Source organism: Lachnospira multipara ATCC 19207, from assembly GCF_000424105.1.
GTDB classification, from domain to species: domain Bacteria; phylum Bacillota; class Clostridia; order Lachnospirales; family Lachnospiraceae; genus Lachnospira; species Lachnospira multipara.
The window spans coordinates 18,287-42,033 of sequence record NZ_AUJG01000001.1 but is presented as its reverse complement, the minus strand read 5'-3'; the positions used below and the strand labels follow the sequence as shown (position 1 = coordinate 42,033).

Genomic DNA, 23,747 nt, shown 5'->3' with positions numbered 1-23,747 from the left:
TCGCTTGGAAAAATGTATTCTAGAAGTTCTTATAATTCTCGCTTTTTGGTGGGAAATCATTACAATCAAATCTAGGAAGTAAAAGCTTGTTATCTTTTTCTAGATTAGCCACTCTAACCTCTGTTGTAAGGCCAAGTTTAGCCCCTTTCTTTGAAACAAAATCCAAAACGTCCTGATTGTAACTACCATAAGGATAATTCATTACCCAGTTATCTCTATCAATAAATTCCTCTAGAGTATCTAGGGCTGTCTCTAAATCCTTCTCCATCTGTTCCTTTTCTAGTTTTCCCAGCCAATAGTGATCATAGCCATGAATTCCTATAAACATGCCATTTCTTTTTAAAACACGAATCTGATTCTCTGTCATGTATAATTCATAAGCTAATTGTTCCTCCCTTATTCCTAGAAACTCCTTAAAAAGTTCACTAGAAATAATGTTTCTTAGTCTTTCTGGAAGTACCGTCTGAAGTAATTTTTTTACAAAAACTACTCCCTTAGGATCATACTTTCCTTCCTTGGCAAATTGATTCCATAATTCTTCATTAGAGGGATAGACAAATTCCCTACCTCTGTAATAATCTAGTTTCTTCTTTAGTTCTTCTATAATTAAATTTATCTCTGCACTTGCAAGTATATAGTGAATTTTGTTGACATCTAATAACTGATGCTTTGCAAAAGTTTTTCCAGTAATATAAAAGGAAGCTGTTAAATTTAGTTCCTGTAAAAGTGGAAATACAAATGTGTAATTATCGATATAACCATCATCAAAGGTTAATAAAAGCGCATTATCCTTAAGGGAAGCTTTTCCCTGAGACGCTAGTAAAAGTTCTTCCATGCTTATTATGTTAAAATGTGCCTTAAGATATTCTAGCTGTTCTTTAAATAAAGGATAATCAAGTCCCTTAATATTGGGATATCTTGAATGTTTTAGATCTCTTGTGTAGTGATACATAACGATTCTCACATCATTATCAGTCATAAGCATCTCCTTACTGAGCTTTTTGTAACGGCTCTGCTAATTGTAGTTCACTGTGAAGCCTCCCATGACTAAAGTCACGGGCTTCCAAATAAGAAATATAAGAGAATAATAACATTGCTATTGTTCTCTTTTTGTTTCTTATACCTCTCTTTAGGAAAGTGGACTACATTTCTACCATACAGCTTAAACTCAGATTACTTAGCCCGCTAAGGACATAAGTTCCGCGTTTAAGTTAACTAAAGTAGAGAATGTGCATGTGCTTCTCTTACTACATTGAGGTACTTTAGCCTCAATGCGCAACCTTGAACTCTCATTCAAGGATTTTAAAGTTTCACGTATAAAATACCTTGCTCCGATATTATATGAAGCAGATAAATCACAATTATAAATCTTACCATTCTGAAATTTACAAAGCTCATAGGTATTAAAGTCACCATCTTTGCCACGAAGAACACGACCACTTCCATCATAAGCGAGTTTACTTGTTCCCCAGGCACAGACACGGCTTATCCTCATTCCAAGCCTGTGAGCTTTTTTTGTAACCATAGATTGAACTTCTTGACTACGCCACATTTTAAGTTTCTGTTTCTTGGATCCACGAACCTTACAATTCTTATCTAAATATTCAAATACAATGATATCAGCATTATAGAGAACAGCTATATCCATGATGTAGTTCGCAGTTTTTACAGAAATATCGTGGTTTATGCCTTTGGTTCTGGCCCAAAGTCTAGGTGTTTTATAATTACCATGCTGCTGAGCTTTTTTAATACGATTTATACTATGCGTTAGAGAGTCTATTTCTTTGGGAAGCTTACAAAAATGTCTTCCAAGAATAGTGCCATCTGGGCGCATAACACTAATCGTAGCAGCTGTGTTAATGCCAAGATCAACAGCAAGAATAGTTTGCTCATATATAGAAGTATCGGTAAGTTTTATATTTTCTTCAAATGGAAAATCCAAAAACCATTCTTTACCTCGCTTTTGTAGTGTTGGAGCACACTGTTTGCGGTTTTTACATCGTCTATATATATAATTCATATCCGATTTACGAAGATCTATTGTTATCCAGTCCCATGTATTATGAATATAAACTTTTACCTGAGCTACATAATCTTCTATCTGGTTATACATGACTGTACGATACATTGACGGAAATACATATCCCGCTTTGGGAGTAGAGGGCCTATTACCAATAGGATTCTCTTTCCAATTAGCAAGGTTACTTTTATATGACAAAACTTTGCCAATAGCCTCATTAATAGCCCCACGGCGCATGTAACTTGGCATCTTGTAAAACTTAGTATCGAAGTCGTATATAGGTGTTGGATTATCTTTTGTGGTATGGACACATCTCTCCACATACTGTTGCTGCAAAAGATTACCTTTAATTTCAAAAATGTTATCCCATTCATCAAGACAGACATTTATTAGAAAGTCGACGGCCTTACGGTAAACAGATACAGTATCTTTGAATATATGATTATAATGTTTGATTTTTACGCTGTATGTAGAATATATCTTCATATCGCAAAGCCTCCTTTCTAAATTATTTGGTCTTTTGATTGTCGATATAGGATTTTACTTGCTCAAGCGTTCTTTCGCTTACAGTTGCAACAAAATATGACGGATTCCATAAATGTCCGCCCCAGAGTTGCTGCTTAATCTCAGGATGACTTAGAAATAGCCATCTCGCAGTATTTCCTTTAAGTATTTTAATAGCGTCCGAAAGCCGAAGTTGTGGCTTGCAATCCACAAGAAGATGTATGTGGTCGGGCATTATTTCCATTGCAAGGACATCCATATCTAAAGATTTAAGCGTTTCGAGGAGATAATTCTTAATATCCTGCTCGATAGCGCCTACAAATATAGGTTTCCTGTATTTTGTAACCCATACGATATGATATTGCAATGAGTACACATACCCACGACCATGCGTAACATCTTTAGGTATTGTAAAATAAGATGTTTTATCCATGCATATATGATACCATATGTAGCAATGGAGTACAAGAAAAACCGCCTAACTCACGACTAAAGTCACGAGTGTGCGGCGGTTACTCATCAATATAAATGGCGTCTGAGTCCATAATATTTAACATTTCATTGGCAAAGAATGGGTCAAACTGTGTTCCCGAACCATTAATTATTTCTTCACGCACCTTCCATTGTGGCAAAGGATCTCTATAGCTTCTCTTTGAAGTCATAGTATCATAAGCATCCGCTACCGCAATAATTCTTGAAATAATAGGAATCTCTACGCCCTTTAGACCTTCAGGATATCCACTTCCATCATACCATTCATGATGATATCTGGCCCCTATACTAAGATATGGAGAGGAATTTATACTAGATAGAATCTGGCTTCCAATGGTTGTATGGAGCTTAATTGTATCGTATTCTTCCTCAGTTAATTTCCCAGGTTTATTAATAATACTATCTGGAATTCCAATTTTTCCTACATCATGAAGCAAGGCTGTATAATATACCTTCTTACAGTCTGCATCTTTTAAACCCGCCCTCTTAGCAATTAACTCAGAGTATCTAGCCACACGTCTTGAATGTCCATGAGTGTATTCATCCTTAGCATCAATAGCACTTGCTAGGGCAGAGGCTGTTTCCTCAAACATACTAGATAAAAGTTCTTGTTCTTCCTTTAGGATTCTAATTTCATTTTCATTAGCCTTTCTAACCATTTCGTTAATATCTATTAGCGAGAAAATGTATAAAAGCATTGCAATTCCTACAATCGAAATATTGGTCAAGGACAAACCATAAAGGAAAATCTGAGCTATTGTAGCCACTAATGGTATAATGCTAAAGAGTTCTAGCGGTATACGCATTAATCTACTAATATTTTTTCGATTAGCTTGAACTACTACCTGCAATAAAATCAAAGATATAAGTGGAGAAATATAACTTATAACAAAGAATTTACCTCTTTGATACCTGTTAAATTCATCAAAGGTGTAATACATTCCTGTAAACTGAGAAACAACAATCAAAATCTCTCCTACAATTATTAAAAAATCTACTGCTTTAATAATTATTAAAATATATTTCTTAGAATCGCGAATTTTACTTATTGAGTCCTTTACAATCAGATTAAAAGTATATATGACAAATAGACTTAAGGCATAAACCATGTAATTACTAACTCTTACCATGATATATCCTAAGTCTGAGATATTTCCTCTATAAATGTATGCAAGTCTATCAAAAAATAGCAAACTAAATGAACTTAATTCCATAAGAATAAGTGCTACTCTTCTTTTTTTAGGAATTGCCTTTGATATAAAAGCTAAAATCATAAGGGCTGTACATATCCCACATACATATAACATTATATCCAATTGGTTTTCCTTAAATACTTCCATACTACCTCCATAATAATACAATTTTAGGTATTCTATCATATTATAACATTCATTTACTAAAGATAATAGACTTGTTTTAACCGAATCTGGTTATATTATTTCTTTTAATTTTGGTTATTTTCATATAACCAGCAAAATAATATATTTATTAAAACGTTCTAAGGGAGGAAAATAATATGAACAATAAAACAGAACAATATGAATTAAACAAGGGATTGGCTCAGATGTTAAAAGGTGGCGTTATTATGGATGTAACGACACCTGAACAAGCAATTATTGCCCAAGAAGCTGGTGCTTGTGCTGTTATGGCACTTGAGAGAATCCCTGCTGATATTAGAGCAGCCGGTGGTGTTTCAAGAATGAGCGACCCTAAGATGATTAAAGGCATTCAAGAAGCAGTTTCTATACCTGTTATGGCCAAGTGTAGAATCGGTCACTTCGTAGAGGCTCAGATCCTTGAGGCAATTGAAATCGACTATATTGATGAATCTGAGGTTTTATCACCTGCAGATGACATTTACCATATTGATAAGACAAAGTTTAAGGTGCCATTCGTTTGTGGCGCAAGAGACTTAGGTGAGGCTCTTCGTAGAATTAACGAAGGTGCATCTATGATTAGAACTAAAGGTGAACCTGGTACTGGAGATGTAATTCAGGCAGTAAGACATCTTCGCAAGATGAACTCTGAAATTAGAAAGCTTGTTTCTATGTCAGAGGACGAGCTTTTCGAGGCTGCTAAGGAACTAAGGGTACCATATGACTTAGCTCTTTATGTTCATGAAAATGGAAAGCTACCTGTAGTTAACTTTGCTGCCGGCGGTGTAGCAACACCTGCAGATGCAGCACTTATGATGCAACTTGGAGCGGAAGGTGTCTTTGTTGGCTCTGGTATCTTTAAGTCAGGTGACCCAAAGAAGAGAGCTGCTGCCATTGTTGAGGCTGTTACAAATTATCAGGATGCTAAGCTTATTGCAAAGTTATCTGAAGATCTTGGAGAAGCAATGGTGGGTATTAACCCTAACGAAATCAAGATTATTATGGAGGAGCGTGGTCGTTAATGAAGATAGGTGTTTTAGCCCTTCAAGGCGCCTTTATTGAACACATTAAGATGCTTGAAAATGTACTTACAAAGAAGGAAATGTCTGAACTGGTAGACCTGGTAGAAATCAGACAGTTAAAGGATTTAGAAGGACTTGATGCCCTAGTCCTTCCAGGCGGCGAAAGCACAGTTCAGGGAAAACTACTTCACGACTTAAACCTTTTTAATCCTATTAAAGAGCTTATTGAATCTGGCATGCCCGTGCTTGCAACTTGCGCAGGACTTATTTTACTAGCTAAAGAAATTGAAAATGAAAAAGGCTTCCATCTTGGTACATTTCCAATTAAAGTAGTTAGAAATGCCTATGGTAGACAGCTTGGGAGCTTTGTTACTAAGGAAAATGTCGGCACAATTGAAAACTATCCACTTACATTTATTCGCGCTCCATACATTAAAGAACGCTTATCTAAAGACGTAGAAGTTTTATCAGTTGTTGATGACAAAATTGTTGGAGTTAAATATAAAAATCAAATTGGCCTTGCCTTTCATCCTGAAATGACAAAAGATAATAGAATTCATGAGGAATTTTTAAAGTTAGTTTTAGAGAATTGTAAAAATAAGACATCTAATAAACTTGCAAGTTAGGCTATAGGCTTATAATAAAAAATCCCTAGTAAAGTGGATTGTGAATGTCCGCTTTACTAGGGATTATCTTTTTTATTTTATAACCAACACTGTATCTGTGTTTCCATTGTAATCTGGAATTTGTTCATATTGGTAGATATCAGTTTTAACCTTATCAATGTAGCTATAAATTCCTGTAGCTGGATTAAAATAATAAATATCTTTTCCAATATAAGCACTAGTATCTAATTTATAGTTCTTTCCTAAATAATTATAGGCAAACAAGAAATCATCAGAAGCAAATACAGCAATTCTATCGTGCTTTTCTCTCTGCCCCTCTATTAAATAATCATCTCTTGATTTACCATTAGTAAAATCTACTGACTCCATTAAGTCCTTAAGATGCTTCATCTGTCCTGAACCTTCATGATGCATAGCCTTTTGCCAATAATCCTTAGCTCCATAAACCACTCCGTCTATACTACCATCATAAAACATTATAATTGAGCAATCTCCATATGTATGTCCGGCAGCTCCAGCAAACACAGACCAATAAGCGTATCTTCTTACCTCCCTTGATTGCCAGTAAGGTTGAGTGTCATCATGCAGGCCTTGTAATATTTGCTCATAAGAAGGCTCTCCATCAAGAGTTGGTCTATTAGAGCTTACATGATCAAATTCCACATAGCGCCAGTTATCCTCTCCAAATAAAGACAACTGATTACTTGTATCATCCCAGGCTCCCATCTGACACTGGTCATATCTTCTATGTCCAGACTGAAACATATTAAAATCCAACCAATCTGCATCCTTAAACCACAAGCTAGACGAACACCTTCCAAAAGGATGAAAACCTATTAACTTATCAGGATTTTTTTCCTTAAAAAGCCTACCCATCTTATTATATAAATCTACATAAGGACCGGCTTTTATATCGCCTCCTATAAGCCATATAACATTTTCCTTCTTGCCAAATCTATCAGCAAGAAAACTAATATATTCCTCTAGATTATCCATATTCAAAATATCTTTTTTTACCAAACTTCCCCAAGTTGGCACTAAAGCCATGTAAAGCCCTAAATCTTTTGCCATATCAATAATCTCTTCAACATGCTGCCAATAACTTTCTTTATCGCAATCATATCTTTTTGTAGGCATCTTATTAATATCTTTCATGCCCTCTGTAGCATAGATAAGCACCGCCTGAATTACATTGTAGCCCTTATCTGCCCTATTTTTTAAGAAAATGTATGCCTCCTCTTTAGTTAAATTGGCAAATATAAGCCAAGCCGTATCTGCAAGCCAGAAAAAAGGCTTATTATCTTTTATAAAATATGGCTTGTCCTCCATTACTTTAAGTGAATTATTAAACATAAAAACCTCCCCAGATGCATTTTTTCTTAGCAACTACAATTAGTATCATAGCAATTAATTTTTCATTTTACAATTCATATCAATTGTAGTAATATCTTTTTATGGACAAAGAAGTCGTTTTAGATTTCTTTGTCCTTTTTTATTGTTTTTTAAGCAGATGGCAAAAAATATTATTCGGGGGATTAATAAATGAGAGCAATTCAACCTTATTTCGCACTTTCAGCAAGCAAGTACTACAAAAGAGAGCTAACAAAACACGGTATTTCACACATTTACGAGTATAAATCAGACCTTTCTTCTGACCTTCACACCCTAGTGGTACCTGACGCTAGCATTGATATTCTCTTTGATTTAACGGATTATAGTTACAAGCCCTATGCTGCTGGCAGCGTTCTACAAAGCACAGCAATAGATACCAAAAAGGATCACAAATACTTTGGAGTTCGCTTTGTACCCGGTGTTGTACCTGACTTTCTAGATGGTCGATTTAAGGATTTTCTTGATAATACCATTGAACTCGAGGCCTGTCTTAGAAAGAGAGACTTAATTGATAAACTAAACGATGCCAAGACTTTTCTTAATAAGGTTGAGACCTTTTTAAGTTTTTATAATGACAAGAATAAACCTGCTTGGAAGAACTCTACTTATGACATTTATAGTTATGCAAGAAAATGTATCAACAACAGCAAGGGTCTAATAAGGGTAAATGAACTTGAGTCGGAACTTAATTACAGTGTCCGTTATATTAATAAACTTTTTAATGAATATTGTGGACTTTCTCCAAAGGCCTATTCAAATATTATTCGTTTTCAAACAACCCTTGATCAGTTAAACCGCGAGCCTAATAATTCCTTTACAAATATTAGCGAAGCCCACGGCTACTACGACCAGGCCCAATTTATAAGGGAGTTTAAAAAATTTACCACCAAAACCCCAGCGGTTTATAGAAAACTAGTAAATACTAGTAATTACAGCGATAAGTTTATTTTCCAGTAAATTGTGTAGATATATTTTTCACTCATTATTACATAACAAGAACGCTAAGCCACTATTATTATGGCTTAGCGTCTCTTTATTTATGTCGCTTTTTAGGAAAGTTGTTTATGCGCTTTTTTTCTGTTCTTCTCTAACTAGATGATACAATTCATTTTCCATAGCCATAATGTCCTTAACCTCATAGGCCTTAAATAGCGGGCGTTTCATAACCTTCTTAACCCAGATAAAGGCATAAACTGCTAGGACTGCAAAGATTACTAGAACTGTTCTGTAGATTATCATCTTTGTCTCAGTATCAGAGGCTATATTATAGATCATGAAAATGTTACCAACTATACCAACTATTGGAATTACGGGACCAAATGGCACCTTGAAGGTTCTTGGTACATTTGCCATCTTCCTTCTAAATACTAGGACATTGAGGGATGAAATACAGTAGGCTGCCATCCAGAATACGCATCCAATAAGGATAAGTAGTGACAACTGTGAAGTTGTGGATAGGCCTGTTGCATTAATTAATACCATAGTGCCGCCGATTAGTAGAATGCCTACAAAAGGCGCATCATTTTTATTCTTCTTCATAAAGACCTTAGGCAATAGGCCAATCTTTGCCATACCTGCACAAATATAGGCAAGGGAAGAAATAATGGAATTTACTGTACTTACAACTGCAAAGACTGAAATGAGGGCCATCCAGTATTTTCCGAATTCACCAAAGAGGCTAATTCCGTAAAGTACGTGTGGGGCTGCATCTCCTGCAAGTGTTGCCCAGTCAGTGTAATTGTGCATTCCAAGGATTAAGATAATTTCCATGGCTGTTACAATTAAAAGACTTAGAATCATGCCAAGAGGTACATTTCTTCTTTGATTCTTAACGTTTGGAGCGATGGGAATAATAAATTCACATCCTAAGAATAAGAAGAAGGCTAAACCAACCATTGAAAATATATCTGACATATTAGATGTTAAAACTAGTGGCTGCTCTACAACCTCCCCTGTACCAAGCTTAAAAGCTCCTATAATACCCATGATAAAAATTGAAAAAATAAGACCATAGGCTACTACATTTTGAATCTTAGCAAATAAATCTATGCCGTGAAGATTAGCTGCGATTAGTATTAAAAGTAGGACTATACAAAATACGCTTCCAGGAATTTTTGTATTAAATACACCAGTTAATGTGTTACCAAACATGGCACATTCTGCGGAACCAGCGATTGTATTACATACAAGATAGCCACCTACCATTGTGATTATTGAAATAAATGGACCAAAGGAAGCTAGTGTGTACTGTGCAAGACCTCCTGTTAAGTTAGGCATTAGGGCATTTAACTCTGATAAACAAAGGGCTGTTGTAATGTTAATTGCGCATGCCATAAGCATTGATATTATAAATGTTATTCCAAGGCTACCAGCACCTTGTCCCACTGACATTAAGCAGCTAGTAGCAACTATTAAACCTACTCCCGTTGCTATGACGCTTGGGAGACCTAATTTTCCTTTTTCCATAAGCATTCCTCCCTAGTTAAGTGCTGCTTCACCTTCCTCACCAGTTCTAACTCGAATTATATTAGTAACTGTTGATACAAAGATTTTGCCATCTCCTATATGACCTGTGTAAAGTTCTTTTTTTATAACATCTACGACCTTATCAACTAGGCTTGCTTCTACAACTAGCATTACCATTTGCTTTGGTAATAATTCAGGTGTCTTCTTCATTTCTAACTCATATTCCTGTGTTCCATTTTCAACACCACAGCCAAGCGCCTGAATTACTGTCATTCCTGTAACTCCTAGCTTACCTAGTGCCTTTTGTAAATCTGACAACTTATAAAGTGATGTTACAACCTCTATTCTTTTAAATTCCATAAACAATTCCTCCCTATTTTGAAAATGTATTGCGAATTACGCCCTTAAGCAAGAGCTGGTTCCTGCCATAGATTAAGCTTTGTACCAATTCCCATTTCTAGAGCATTTCTATAAACCACAGTACCCCAAGCAACATCTTCAATTGGCATACCACCTACTGAATAAACTACGATTTCATCTTCTTTTCTATGAACTGGAATCTTGCCAAGTAAGACGTCGCCTAAATCGTCAATATCTGACATTTTCATCTTACCCTCTGCAATTAAATCCATAACCTTAACGGCTGGGATTGGAATCTGATTATAGGCATTAGGGCTATACTCTTCTTCCCAAGCCTCATAGAGCTTAATATTATCTGTTACTGTTCTTGCTCTGTTCATAATGAAGTCTTCATCAAATCTTAGGGCTGCTGTTGTACAAATCATTGCCCCTTTCTTTACCCAGTCTTCCTTAATGTATGGATAAAGCATTGGATCACCACTTGGACAAGAAGTTGCGGCATAGACTATATCTGAATCTCTTACGCAATCTTCAATGTTTTCAACCACAGTAACTTCCTTGACTGTTGGATATTTTTCATGGATGTGATCAATGAACTTATTAATGGATGCGATACCTCTACCCTTTAACTTAATTGTCTCAATCATTGGTCTAACTGCCATCATTGCTGCAAGGGCTGTCTTACTCATAACCCCAGGTCCAATGATACCTACCACCTTAGTTTCCTTTGGAGCAAAATATTTAAAACCAACTCCAGGGATGGCGCCAGTTCTAACGGCTGACAATACATTTGCAGACATATAGCAAAGTGGAGCTCCTGTATCCTTATCGTTTAAAGTTAACATAAGAATTGATCTTGGAAGGCCCTTCTTCTTGTTCTCAACATTAGAGCCGTACCACTTCATACCTGCCATATCAAACTTGCCACCAAGGTAAGCTGGCATTGCCATAAAACGTCTATCTGGGGCATCTACTGGCATTTCCGGGAATGGCGATTCTGTTGGGAAAGTTACCATGCAACCGTGGGAATTGCCGTTAGCACCGCCCATTCTAAAATCGCCCATCTTCATAAGTTTAAGCATTTCTTCCATTGTTTCGATACATTTTGGCATATCTGCCACACCTGCTTTGATTGCATCATTTTCATTAAGATATAAAAAATCTACCTGTGGATAACTCATAATAATTTCCTCCTTATTAACTTTTTGTAGTAGTTGATTATTGTAGGGCTCTTGCCCCAATTTATTAATTGCTTCTTTAGGCTTTCGCAGCGAATCTGTTATAGGCAAGTCCTGAAATATCGCAAGTTAAATTCTCTCCTAAAACTAGATTTGCCATATTTAAACCTACTGCTGGTGCGATTCCAAAACCATGTCCTGAAAAACCGCAAGCTAGGTATAGGCCTTCAACCTCGTCTACCTTATCAATTACTGGCACGCCATCTACCATTCGATCCATCCAGCCTGCCCAAGTTCTAACGATTTTAGCGTGGGATAACTTTGGAATGTATTTAATAATTCCCCTAGCAATACATGCTGCTGTAATGCTTGAATTAATTGGAGTTCCGTTATCTTTGTTTACTGCCTCAAGACCAGAGGAGCCGCCTATTACAAAGGAACCATGCTTTGATTGATGTCCGTAAAAATCTGCCTCTGCTGTACCAAGCATCTGCTCAAACATTCTAGGCTCAGCCTCTGTTACAAGACACTCAAGAAGAGCACTAGACATTGGAATATCAATTCCTACATAAGCTGCTAAATCTCTAGCTGCAATGCCATTTGCCAAAACTATATTGTCTGCCTCGTAAATGTCATGGGCTGTAATAACCTGTCTTAATCTGCCTCTTAGTTTCTTAAGACTTAGAACCTCCTCTCCTGTGATAAATCTAACTCCAAGCCTTCTTGCTGCCTTATAGTAAGCAAGGGTTGCAAGTAGGGGATTTGCGTGTCCATCAGTTTCACACCAGCTTGCACAGCTGACTTCTTCTGATAAAAATGGGTTAATCTGTCTAACCTCGTAAGCATCTATCATCCTTACATCTAGGCCACAAGCCACTGCTCTATTAGTAAGACCTGTTAAAATCTCCTTGTGTTTTTCTGTCTTTCCTAGTCTTAAATTGCCCTTTTTATAATATTCAACCTCTGTTCCTAACTCTTCTGAAAGATATGGCCACAAATTCTTAATTCCATACATGGCTAGTGGCAACTCTCTTGGATCTCGTCCAGATTGTCTTACACCTCCACCGTTTCTTGAGGAACCTCCGTCACCAATGTTGTCCGATTTTTCCAAAACAATTACTTTCTGTCCTTTTTTAGCTAAATAGTAGGCTATGGCATTTCCAATAATTCCTGCCCCTACTACGATTGTGTCGGCTGTTATCATCAGATTCCCTCCTTTTTTATCTTTTTACATTTCTAAAATGTCTTATTTTTTCAATACATTATTTTTCTTCATTCGCGATTATATACATCTCTGTTGGTCTCATAGGAGATCTGCTTGTTGCTGGCTCTAGCTTATCTGGACTAACGCCTAACTCCTTTGCCACAATGCCCTTAACAAGCTTGGCACAAGTCTGGCCCTGACATAGCCCCATGGTGCAACGAAGATATCTTCTAATCTCAGCCATGGTATACATTCCGTCATGCACTGCTCTTCTAATCTCACCTTTTGTGATTTCCTCACATCTGCATATGAGCATGTCGTCATCTTCTCTTTCCTCAAATTCCTCGTCTTTAAGACTTCTATCTACAAGTTCGTGCATTCTTAAACCTCCTTTTGAAAATGAAATGCTTACGGTAAATCTAAACTGACTTAGCTAACTTTTCATTCTTATAAAACCTTGCCTTCATAGCAAATTCCTTTGGAACCCTGATTGTAAGCACTGCTGTCTTATCAAAAGCAAGTCCTGTTCTTACCTTTATTACCTCTGCTATGCAAAGAGGATGTCCTGCTCTTGATAGAGCAATTCCTTTTTCACCTACTTCTGGAAGAGGGTAAATTTCATATGGAAGAGTGATTTCTGCCATGCCCTCGCCTACATTTTCATTGACCAAGAAAATGGCCTGTCCTGGACAAGATGCTACACACATTCCGCATCCTATACAGTCTACAGATTCATCAACTGCGGGCAATGATGTGATTTTTGAACCGATCTTTATACATTTCTTAGGACATGCATCCTGACATGGATTACAAGGAATATTCTGTGTGCACTCCATAACCGGGTGGATTCCTAACTTGTGAACTACTCCTGGGAATCTTTCTATCTCCTCGTCAGCTACAAAGCCTTTTGCCAATAAGTTATTAGAAATGTCGATTCCTTCTTCTGTTTTTTCAATCTTCTTTCCTCTATTGGATGGTGCAAACATGCCTTGTCTTAGGCCGTCTAGCGCCTTATCTAACTCATCTTCCTTCTCCTTCATAAGCTCATCCTCGATGTAACCTAGGTAATTTGCAGCATAAATGCCTGCCTGTCTACCTTCAATCATGGCTGAACTTGCTTCTTCAATTCCTGAAACATCACCTGCCGCAAAGATGCCTGGAATAGAAGTTTGTCCATGTTCATCAATAATTGGAACTTGGCCCCCTTTTCTTGGATTATCCTCCATCTTGCAACCGGCCATTTTAAGTAGCTGACTCATTGGTGATAAACCTACCGCAACACAGACAGTATCTACATCAAAATGCATCTCAGTGCCTTCTATAAATTTAAAACTTGGGTCTAGCTTTGCAATGGTTACGCCAGTCACGTGATCTGTACCTTCCACCTTTTTAATGGTGTATGGTAAGTAAAATGGAATTCCCATTCTAGATATTTTTGCTGCATGCACGCCATAACCTCCGATTCTTGGTGCGGCATCCACAAGTGCCACCACATCACAGCCACACTGCTTTAGCTGATAACTAACAACTAATCCTACATTTCCACTACCAAGCATTAATACTTTCTTTCCCGGTAGGATTCCGTGGAGGTTAAGCATTGTCTGTGCAGCTCCGGCACCAATAACTCCAGGCAATGTCCAACCTTTAAATGGCACCATATTTTCAGCAGCACCTGTAGCTACGATTATGGAATCTGCCTTATAATGCTTTATTCCATCCTTAATCTTTACCACCACTTCCTTATCCTGATAAATACCAAGGACTGTTGCCAAAAGTTCAACCTTAGCCCCTGCCTCATCTGCTTCTTTTAATAATTGGTATCCTATGTTAAAGCCTCTAACCTTGGCTCTGTGCTCCTTTGAACCGAAGAACTTGTGAATCTGCTTAAATAACTGTCCCCCTGGTTTTTCATTTTCATCAAAAATAATTACACTAGCTCCGGCCTTGGCTGCCTCAATTCCTGCGGACAAGCCCGATGGACCAGCACCGATAACTATTAAGTCGTATCGTTCCATATGAATTCCTCCTGTTTGTTTCTGGGATAAACGATTTCCCGAATGCTTATGCTTACTTTGCTTCCTTTAATTCTTTTACAAATGGCTCATCACTTGTGCCATACTGTGTGTCTACTGTCATGCCCTCTTTTAGTGGGGTTACGCAGGTTCTGATGTTTGGCTCGCCATTTACAATCATTACGCAGTCTGTGCAACGGCCAATGGCACAAAAGACACCTCTTGGACTATGCTTCTTTTCTGTATATCTATGAACTAAAACTCCTGCTGCCTTTAGGGCCACTGCAATTGGCTCACCCTCGTATCCTTCAAAGACTTGACCATCGTGAGTAAATTTAACTAGTCTTCCTTTCTTAACCTCTCCAAGTATCGGATGTTCCTTAATTCTTACTTCCATTTCAAACTCTCCCTTCTATAAAAAAAGGACCGAAGTCTTATGACCTCGGCCCCGTTGCCTTTGCTTTATGGCTATATAATAACTTTTCTCATATAGCTTGTATTGTAAAAATCGGAACTAATAACTTTGAAAGTTTACAAATAATTTTTTAGTTGTTAATAGATGCCTTTATTTCTATCTTTTCCTTAGCTTCATGTTCTATCTCTTTCCCATCAACTAACTTTAAAGTTCCTTTAAAATCAGGAATTATCTCGGCTGTGTATGCATTTTCCTTCCAAGAAATATTAACGGTATAAGCACCCCTAGCCCTAAGTCCGTAAACCTTGCCCTCTTTCCATGTCTTTGGAAGTGCTGGCAAAATGTTTATAAAGCCTTCATGACTTTGTAGTAGCATTTCTGAAATTCCTGCAATACTGCCAAAATTTCCATCAATCTGAAATGGTGGATGATTGTCTAAAAGATTTGTAAGAGTGGATTTTTCAAGTAGAGCAACAATATTTTCCCAAGCCTTATCACCATCAAGGAGTCTTGCCCACATGCAGATTATCCAAGCCCTACTCCAACCTGTGTAACCACCACCATTGGCAAGTCTTCGCTCTAGGGTATTTCTTGCAGCCGTAAAAATTTCCGACTTATCTGACATTGTCTGGCCTTGCATTGTCTTACCTGCCTTATCTAGCTTTACTTGGGTTTGAGCTGCTTTTGATTTTATCTGGCTTCCAGGGTATAGAGCAAAGAGGTGGGAAATGTGTCTATGACCTAAATCTATCTCCTCATAATCTCTTATCCACTCTTTAATAAGTCCATTTTCTACAACTATTGGACGAAGCTTTTCCACAAAGTCCTGATATTTTTTAGTTTCTTTCCCCAAAGCTTTCTCACATATACACAAATCTTTCATTAACTCATATGTAATCTGAGCATCCATAGCAGCACAATTAGTTAGGGTTCCCTTTTTCTTATCCTTTGTTAAATACTTATTTTCCGGGGAAACTGAAGGACTAACAAAATAAAAACCATCCTTATTTTCCTGCATCGTTTCCATAAGGAATTTCGCTGCCTCTTCCATAATGACCACATTTTCTCTTAAAAGATCAAGATCCTTAGTGAAGAAATAATGCTCGGCAATATGTAAACTTAACCAAGCCGCTCCCATCTGCCAGTAGGTAGACGCACCATAAGTGTCTTGTGGCGCACAATCTCCCCAAAGGTCTGTGTTATGATGTGCCACAAAACCATTAGCATTATACATTTCCTTAGCCACTTCTTTTCCCTTCGGAAGCATCCTAAATAAATGATCAAAAAGAGGCTTGTGTAAATCAGATAAATTAAGGCTTTCCGCCGGCCAGTAATTCATCTGGGTATTAATATTTATGGTAAATTTACTATCCCATGCAGGTAAAAAATCCTTATTCCATATTCCCTGCAAATTAGCTGGCAAACTGCCTTCTCTTGAAGAACTAAGAAGTAAGTATCTGCCAAATGTAAAATAAGTATTTATTAGACCTAAATCATCCTTATTTTCCACAAATCTTTTTAAACGTAAATTAGTAGGCATATTTTCTAATTCATCTTTAGACCTTGTATCGCTCTTTAATTCTAGGTAGCAACGCTTCATATATTGGTTAAAATCAGACATATGCTCTTTCTTTAAGATTTCATAATCCACCTTGCTAGCCTTATCAACCCATTCTAAAGCCTTACCCTTTGGATCTTCATATCTATAACTTGTGGCTGCTGCTAAATAGAGCTTAAATTTTCCACCTGTTTTAATTAAAGAATTTCTTGCACAAACTTCCTCTCCAAGCACTCTACAAACTGCCACATAACTAACTCCACCATCTCCTGTTTGACCAGATAAGGCGATAGTGTTATTGTCGATTTTTTCCAATTTGCTTAAATATCTATCCCTGCGCATTAGGATTCTAGAAGGCTCACCCTCAAAATCCATAACCAGCACTCGACTAGGATTAGATATGAAAATTTCTCGTTTATATTTACGATTATCATGTCCATTATATTCAACTTTCATAATTCCATAATCAAGATCAAGCTCTCGTTTATAGTTATGATTTTCTATTTCCATTTTGGACATATCCTTATCATTAAGCCAACGCATTCCATGCAAACTCTGCAATTCATAGGTACTTTCTTGCTGAATTAATAAGTCACATAAGGGTTCGTAATGACACTGTGAATCAGGACAGGCTGCAAAGGTTTCATCTGCAAGTATCTGCGCCTCTTCTAGCTTGTCCTCTTCTAATAATTTTCTAATTTTAGGAATAGATTCCCTAGCATCGGGATTTACACGATTCTTAAATCCTCCATACCATAAGCTATCCTCGTTTAAACTTAAACGTTCAATCCCTGTTCCCCCAAAAACCATGGCCCCTAAAAAGCCATTTCCTAAAGGTAATGCCTCATTCCAATTTTTTGCTGCTTCCTCATAAAATAAAGATTTCATCTTATCCTCCCCAATAAGAATCTTGTGAGAATCTCGTGAAAATCTCGTAAAAATCTCGCAAGAATCTAGTTAAATAAAGTATATAGTTAAATCTTATATAGTAAGTGAGATAAATGCAAGATAATTAAATAGAAGTTCGGGGATAAAACTTGCTTATTTCGGGAAAAGTAGGACTAGCGGCTTAAAATATCTTCTCATATGCAATTCTTGGCATATCATCACTTTCTACATAAACTGTTCCTGTGTGCTTAAAACCAAGCTTTGTAAGTAAGCTCTGCATTACCTTATTATCACCATGAGTATCAATTCTTACATGTCCTGATTTTTCAAAGGCCCAATTTAAGCAAAATGTACCAATGCCTCTTTCTGAACCATCCACTGCAAGTCTATGAACTACTGCATATGGACTATCTTCAAGCCATGTTCCATCAGTGATATCACCGTAAGTTGGATCAACGTCTTTACCATAATTATAGAAGAATACACCAATTACCTTATCTTCATCATTAAGACAGACATAACTTTTTTCTCTTGTAATATCTTCCTCAATTAAATCTCTTGGTGGCCAATTTGTGGGTCCCCACTGTGTTGGATTTCCGTGCTCTGCCATAAATTTTCTTGCATAGGCATAAATGTCCATAATGCGATCTAAATCAGTTATTACTGCATTTCTAATTTTCATAATAAAAATTTCCTTTCCAATATCTTCCTTCCAATTCACATTCGTATGAAATATAAATAAATGCATTATCTTAGATATTTTATACTCTACTTATATCTGTGACAAGTCGCTTTTTAAGGATAGAATTCAATTAAGTCACCGCAATAAAAAGAAAAGCCCGGCTTTCACCAGACTTTCCCTTTGTTTTTGATTTTATATTATGTGAGGAGATCAATATTGTTATGCATTTGCATACTTGCTATGGTTTGCATACTTATTATAGTTTGCAAACTTGCTATACATTTTTCTACTTATTCTTCTTAGCAATTAGCTTGTAGATAAATGTGAATACGATACCTACAATTGAGAATACAATAGAGTACATGAAGGCATTCTGATATGCGCCTGTTTTTGCAAATGTTGTTCCCATAATCTGTGGACCAAAGTAACCTGCAATTGCAAAGCCAATAAACATAATACCGTAGTTTACTGAGTTGTTCTTAGGGCCAAACTGATCTGCTGTAAAACCTGGATATACGCCCATAAAAGCACCGTAGCTTACACCAACGATTGAAAGGCCAACATAGAATAAAATTACTGTTCCAATGCCTGAATTATAAAGACATGAAAGGCCAATTACAGCAAGTAAGCATGCTAAGAATAATGTGTTAATTCTACCAATCTTATCTGAAATAAAGCCTGCAATAATTCTACCAAAAGCGTTAAATAAAGCTAATACAGATACTGCAAGGCTTGCTGCTACAGCTGATAAACCTACCATGTGCTGTGCTACTGAAGAAGCCTGTGATGTAATCATCATACCTGTAAAGGCACCACATGTAAGAAGTAAAAGCATTACGTAGAAAGTTGGTGTCTTTAACATTTCTTTCCAGTTCATATTTACCTGTGCTTTTACTGCCTTGTTTGCCTTAAAGCCTGCTGGTGTGTAGTCTTCAGGACACTTCTCAAGGAAGATTACTGAAACTGCAATAAGTACCATAAATACAACACCTACGATTTTGAAGGCTGTTGTTGCATTTGTCTTAGAAACAATTACTGTAACGATTGGAGGTAAAATTACGGAACTCATACCATAAACGGCTGTTGTAATACCACCTACTAAACCTCTTTTATCTGGGAAGAACTTAACGCAAGTTGAAATTGTGCTTCCGTAAGCCATTCCAAGACCAAGGCCACCAATAAGACCATAAGTTACAATAAGCATGTTAACGCTTGTGGCAAAACCTGATAGGAACATACCAAGTCCCCACATGATACCACCTGTTAAAATAACTTTTCTTGGTCCAAATTTATCGTTAAACCAACCACCAGAAATCATAGTGATAGGGCCAACTGAGTTAGCAATTGTATAAACAATAGCAAGATCTGCAGAAGTTACTGTTTTTCCAAGTGTGCTTGTTAAATAATCTGCCATTCCTGCTGAGAAAACGCTCCATACGTAAATTGAGCCTAAGCAAAGGTTAATAAAACATCCTGCAATTAGGACAACCCATCTTCTTTTATCTAAATCTTTAATTCCTAAATTCATATTTTTATTCCTCAATTTTTTTATATTATTTTGCTAGGTGCGGTCGCCTTGGGAATGACGACCTATCTTTAGTGATTATATTTCCGGGCTTTTTACATTTTCAAAAGTACTTATCTTTATGAAAATGTAAAAGCACCGGTTAGTTACATCTTAGATATCAAGTGCTGCGTGGTAGCCCCAATATACTGCATTAGTAATTGTTGAAACCTTAGCTGCATCACCGATTACTCTAACAAATGGAGCACAATCTCTTAATTCTTCTACTACATTTGTTCTTGAACGCTGACCAAGGGCACAGATAACACTTGAACCCTTAACGAATACAGCATTGCCATCTTTATCTTCACATTCAACACCTTCAGCTGTTACCTTAACGGCCTTAAGTCCTGTATGTACATCCACATATTTATCAATCTGCTGTAAGAGTAATGGACGATGTCTTACGTTAGCATCAGGTGCTAAGCTATCTCTCATTTCTACGATAGATACCTTCTTACCTTCCTGACCTAAGTGAATTGCACATTCAGAACCTGCGAGGCCACCACCAAGAATTACAACTTCATCAGAAACCTTTTCCTTTTCCTTGTAGTAGTTGTTAACGATTACTACATTTTCACCATCAAGACCTGGAATTGGAGGTATGAGTGGTGATGAACCAACAGCAATAATGATTGCATCGGCATTTTCTTTTAAAGCGTATTCCTTAGTAACTTCAGTATTTAAGCGAATTTCTACACCAGCTTCTCGAGCTAACTTCTCATAAGTTCCTGTTAACTGATACATTTCATACTTAAAAGGAATTGCCTGCTCACTCTTTAAGATTCCGCCAAGTTCTGATTCCTTCTCACAAAGAATTACTTCATGGCCACGTCTAGCTGCTGTGTAGGCTGCATAAAGTCCACCAGGACCGCCACCTGCAACTAAAACCTTCTTCTTAACAGGAGCCTTAGTTACTTCATCTCCTTCGATTTCACGACCAATAATTGGGTTTACTGTACAACGTCTTGTTGATGTAGCTGCACGTTCTGCCATACATGTAAAGCAACGAAGACAACGAACTATTTCATCGTCACGGTTTTGCATAACCTTTTCTGGTAGATATGGATCTGCTAAAAGAGCACGTCCCATGTAGACAATATCAGCCTTTCCAGAGGCAATGATTTCTTCCATCTGAGCTGGGTCATTAAGTCCACCTAATGTTGCAACAGGTACTGATACATGCTTTTTAATTTCAGCTGCAAGATATACGTTTCTTCCGTGTTCTTCAAACATTGATGGGTGTGTAATACCAAATGTTCTCTGGTATGTACCTGCAGAAACATGAAGAATATCTACATAAGACTCTAACTGCTTAGCGATTTCTACACCTTCTTCAAGGCCATAACCTTCATCGAAGAATTCTGAACCTGACATTCTAAATTCAATTGGGAAACGAGGGCCTACTGCATTTCTTACTGAAGTAAGAACTTCCTTTGCAAATCTGCATCTATTTTCTAAGCTTCCGCCATACTCGTCAGTTCTTTTGTTAAAGAAAGGTGATAAGAACTGGTTTATAAGCCAACCGTGACCACCATGGATCATAAGCATTTCAAAACCGGCACGCTTAGCCATGGCAGCAACTTCACCGTAAGATTTAACGATATCATCAATCATGTCCTTAGTAAGAGCCTTAACTTCTACGCCGTCAGGACGAACTGTATCAGATGGTCCCCACTGATTCATGCTCTTTTGCTTAGACTTATCTGTCATATATGTTCCTGCATACATTCCTGAGTGAGAAAGCTCAAGAGAAGGCATAGAGCCGTGTCTTCTAATTGCATCTGCTGTGTAAGTTGCACATGCAAGAGAGTTTAAAATTGAAGGATCAAGGTGATATGCATGACTTCCATCTGTCTGTGGATGAACCATACATTCTGATACTGTTACAGCACCAGCGCCGCCCTTTCCTCTAAGCTCATAAAAGGCTGTAGACTTAGGTCCGATACAACCATCATTTGTAATGTCAGTTCCGCCCATTGGTGCAGAAAACATTCTGTTCTTAAAAGTTACGCCAGCCACTGTAATTGGACTTGATAAATGTGGGTACTTTCTTTCCATACGTTTTTCTCCTTGTCTTGAAAATGTGTTTTACTTTTAAGTTTATTTCTAACCGCAAATTAACTGCTAACCTTAGGGATTGATAATTATTTAACATTTACTTGTTATAATTTTAACACTCCTTGTTGATAATATTCTATCAACAAAAAAATAGAAGGTAGAAACTAATAGTTTCTACCTTCTTGCATTCTTTTTTAACTCTTTTTCAAGCTTTAACAAGCATTCATCTTTTCTTTTTTCGCTTTTATAAACCAGATAGACACTCCAAGGAATGGCGTCTTTAATAGGGATTAGAGCTACATTTTCAAAAAGACCTTCTCTATTATGGATGTCCACATCGATTCCTATTCCAATGCCTTCTCTAACAAACTCATAAATCATGGCAGCTTCCATGGTTTTAATGCGTATGTGGGGGAAAAATCCTTCGCGCTCGCAGGAATTAATCAAGTTATCATAAGCCTGATATTTCTCGTTTAAACTAATTAACTGCTCATCCTTTAAGTCTGCTATCTTTAGACTTTTCCTATTAAAGAGCTTATGCCCCTTTGGCACAACTGCGCACATGGTCTTACTTTCAAGCTCCACTTCAATAACATTCTCTGCTGCCACACGGCCAATTACTAGGCCTAGGTCTATCTGATTTTTGGCTAGCTTTTGCTTAACATCAAGGTTTGAGGATTCCTCGATACTTAGCTCTACATTTTCAAAATCCTCTTGTATCTTATCAATGACACTTAAGGGCAACATCCTGATTAAACCGCAGGAATAGCCTAGTTTAAAGATCTTCTTCTTGCTTTTAATCTCTTCTAGACCTTCCTCAAGCTCTCTTGTGCTCTCCAAAATTCTGTGGCTTTTCTTATAAAAGAAAACTCCCGCTTCTGTTGGCACAAGGCCTTGCTTGGTTCTGTCAAAGAGCTTAACCTGAAGCTCTGTTTCAATTCTATCCAGGGCTTTTCCGAGTCCTTGAGGTGTGATAAATAAAGACTTCGCTGCCTTATTGATACTTCTTGCCTCATAGCATTCCATATAAAAACGTATATCTTTAATATCCATATTGTAGGCCTCCTTCCAATTTCTTTTTATATAATAGCAAAAAGTATTATCTTTGCCTAATTATGCAAAAACCCTTCAGCCATAGAAGCCGAAGGGTAAATTACTGTAAAGCGTTCATAAATCTTTCTACATTGCTTCAACGTTTTTAAAGCAGCTAATTATTCGCGCTTTTCAATTTCCTTATCTAACATATAGAGAAGTCTTCTATCGCTGCCAACGGCCTCAACCCTTGAAATCATCTTTCTTGAATTCTCCTCTTCCTCCTTTTGCTCCTCTATAAACCAATCGAGGAAGCTTTGCGTTGTGTAATCATTTTCAGCAACCGCCAAATCCATAATCTTACAAATCTCAGCAGTGATATATTGCTCGTGCTTGTCCGCCTCAATTACTGCAGCCAAGGCACTTTCTATCTTAATATCCACCTTATCTATGGCCTCAAGGCACACATCCTGCTTAGAATCTAGAAGATAATCATAAATCTTCATGGCATGCTCCTGCTCTTCTGTAGCCTGAACTCTATACCAGTTGGCAAAGCCATATAATTTAGCCTTTGTAAAAAACTTAGAAATTCCCAAATACAGGTAAGCAGAGTAAAACTCCTTATTTACCTGTGCATTAAGCAAATCCGCTACATTCTGTTTCATAGTCCGTCTCCTTTGCTATTTATTTAGTTAACACATGTATATCTATTGCTAGTTTACCATATCTATAATTGGAATACAAAGTTTTTATTTTTATGAAAATGTAAAAAGACATGACATTTGTCACATGCAGGAAATGACTGCAATCACTAGTATCCAGAGCAGGAATTTAATATTATAATTTTAGATTTACGAAATTGCTTTTAAACTTGTGTAAGTAAATGCTAGGTAAA

At 37.1% G+C, this 23,747-nt stretch carries 21 protein-coding genes; 3 read left to right on the top strand and 18 right to left on the bottom strand.

Annotated features, from left to right (window positions below; all coding sequences use genetic code 11):
• Positions 1–19: 19 nt before the first annotated feature.
• From G600_RS13290 to G600_RS13285, 4 genes are all read right to left on the bottom strand, one after another.
• Complete coding sequence (locus G600_RS13290; RefSeq protein WP_242826332.1) at positions 20–979, bottom strand: polysaccharide deacetylase family protein; 960 nt, start codon at positions 977–979, stop codon at positions 20–22.
• A gap of 198 nt (positions 980–1,177) precedes the next feature.
• On the bottom strand, positions 1,178–2,506 hold the full coding sequence (locus G600_RS0100195; RefSeq protein ID WP_027430126.1) for a transposase: 1,329 nt from the start codon (positions 2,504–2,506) through the stop codon (positions 1,178–1,180).
• A 22-nt stretch (positions 2,507–2,528) separates the two neighbouring features.
• Entirely contained in the window at positions 2,529–2,957 is a 429-nt protein-coding gene (tnpA, locus tag G600_RS0100190) for an IS200/IS605 family transposase (RefSeq protein ID WP_027430125.1), read from the bottom strand.
• Positions 2,958–3,036: 79 nt separating this feature from the next.
• Complete coding sequence (locus G600_RS13285) at positions 3,037–4,356, bottom strand: HD-GYP domain-containing protein (RefSeq protein WP_051195284.1); 1,320 nt, start codon at positions 4,354–4,356, stop codon at positions 3,037–3,039.
• 176 nt (positions 4,357–4,532) lie between these two features.
• Here G600_RS13285 and pdxS point away from each other — a divergent pair, with 176 nt between their 5' ends.
• Positions 4,533–5,414 carry a pyridoxal 5'-phosphate synthase lyase subunit PdxS gene (gene pdxS / locus G600_RS0100180; RefSeq protein WP_027430124.1) on the top strand — a complete coding sequence of 294 codons (882 nt, stop codon included), beginning with the start codon at positions 4,533–4,535 and terminating at the stop codon, positions 5,412–5,414.
• Positions 5,414–6,040 (top strand): pyridoxal 5'-phosphate synthase glutaminase subunit PdxT, encoded by a 627-nt coding sequence (pdxT, locus tag G600_RS0100175; protein WP_027430123.1) that lies wholly within the window; start codon positions 5,414–5,416, stop codon positions 6,038–6,040. Before pdxS ends, pdxT begins: the two co-directional genes overlap by 1 nt.
• Positions 6,041–6,112: 72 nt before the next feature.
• On the opposite strand, the gene G600_RS13280 is transcribed toward pdxT, so the two are convergent.
• The gene (locus G600_RS13280; protein ID WP_051195283.1) at positions 6,113–7,393 is read right to left on the bottom strand and encodes an apiosidase-like domain-containing protein; all 1,281 of its coding nucleotides are present in this window, start codon (positions 7,391–7,393) and stop codon (positions 6,113–6,115) included.
• 189 nt (positions 7,394–7,582) lie between these two features.
• Between G600_RS13280 and G600_RS0100165 the strand changes: the two genes are divergently transcribed.
• A complete protein-coding gene (locus G600_RS0100165) occupies positions 7,583–8,389 on the top strand; it encodes a helix-turn-helix domain-containing protein (protein ID WP_027430122.1) in 807 nt (268 codons plus the stop codon).
• A gap of 105 nt (positions 8,390–8,494) precedes the next feature.
• Here the strand turns inward: G600_RS0100165 and G600_RS13275 are convergent, their stop codons facing one another.
• The 13 genes from G600_RS13275 to G600_RS0100100 form a co-directional block, all read right to left on the bottom strand.
• A complete protein-coding gene (locus G600_RS13275; protein ID WP_034245038.1) occupies positions 8,495–9,898 on the bottom strand; it encodes an APC family permease in 1,404 nt (467 codons plus the stop codon).
• Between the two features lie 12 nt (positions 9,899–9,910).
• Positions 9,911–10,258 (bottom strand): P-II family nitrogen regulator, encoded by a 348-nt coding sequence (locus G600_RS0100155; protein ID WP_034245034.1) that lies wholly within the window; start codon positions 10,256–10,258, stop codon positions 9,911–9,913.
• 44 nt (positions 10,259–10,302) lie between these two features.
• Positions 10,303–11,439: a tyramine oxidase subunit B gene (locus tag G600_RS0100150; protein WP_027430120.1), complete on the bottom strand. Its 1,137-nt coding sequence runs from the start codon at positions 11,437–11,439 to the stop codon at positions 10,303–10,305.
• 76 nt (positions 11,440–11,515) lie between these two features.
• Positions 11,516–12,640: an NAD(P)/FAD-dependent oxidoreductase gene (locus tag G600_RS0100145; RefSeq protein WP_034245031.1), complete on the bottom strand. Its 1,125-nt coding sequence runs from the start codon at positions 12,638–12,640 to the stop codon at positions 11,516–11,518.
• Between the two features lie 58 nt (positions 12,641–12,698).
• Positions 12,699–13,019, bottom strand: coding sequence for a (2Fe-2S)-binding protein (locus G600_RS0100140; RefSeq protein WP_027430118.1), 321 nt, complete (start codon positions 13,017–13,019; stop codon positions 12,699–12,701).
• A gap of 40 nt (positions 13,020–13,059) precedes the next feature.
• The gene (locus G600_RS0100135) at positions 13,060–14,655 is read right to left on the bottom strand and encodes an FAD-dependent oxidoreductase (protein ID WP_027430117.1); all 1,596 of its coding nucleotides are present in this window, start codon (positions 14,653–14,655) and stop codon (positions 13,060–13,062) included.
• A 52-nt stretch (positions 14,656–14,707) separates the two neighbouring features.
• On the bottom strand, positions 14,708–15,049 hold the full coding sequence (locus G600_RS0100130) for a (2Fe-2S)-binding protein (RefSeq protein WP_027430116.1): 342 nt from the start codon (positions 15,047–15,049) through the stop codon (positions 14,708–14,710).
• A gap of 148 nt (positions 15,050–15,197) precedes the next feature.
• Entirely contained in the window at positions 15,198–17,513 is a 2,316-nt protein-coding gene (locus G600_RS13270) for a glycoside hydrolase family 95 protein (RefSeq protein ID WP_051195282.1), read from the bottom strand.
• Positions 17,514–17,694: 181 nt separating this feature from the next.
• Positions 17,695–18,195, bottom strand: a complete 501-nt coding sequence (locus G600_RS0100120; protein ID WP_027430115.1) for a GNAT family N-acetyltransferase — start codon at positions 18,193–18,195, stop codon at positions 17,695–17,697.
• A 286-nt stretch (positions 18,196–18,481) separates the two neighbouring features.
• Positions 18,482–19,723, bottom strand: coding sequence for an L-lactate MFS transporter (locus tag G600_RS0100115; protein WP_027430114.1), 1,242 nt, complete (start codon positions 19,721–19,723; stop codon positions 18,482–18,484).
• 150 nt (positions 19,724–19,873) lie between these two features.
• Positions 19,874–21,820, bottom strand: a complete 1,947-nt coding sequence (locus G600_RS0100110) for an oxidoreductase (protein WP_027430113.1) — start codon at positions 21,818–21,820, stop codon at positions 19,874–19,876.
• A gap of 174 nt (positions 21,821–21,994) precedes the next feature.
• Positions 21,995–22,873: a LysR family transcriptional regulator gene (locus G600_RS0100105; protein WP_027430112.1), complete on the bottom strand. Its 879-nt coding sequence runs from the start codon at positions 22,871–22,873 to the stop codon at positions 21,995–21,997.
• Between the two features lie 158 nt (positions 22,874–23,031).
• Complete coding sequence (locus G600_RS0100100; protein ID WP_027430111.1) at positions 23,032–23,517, bottom strand: ferritin; 486 nt, start codon at positions 23,515–23,517, stop codon at positions 23,032–23,034.
• Between the last annotated feature and the right edge of the window lie 230 nt (positions 23,518–23,747).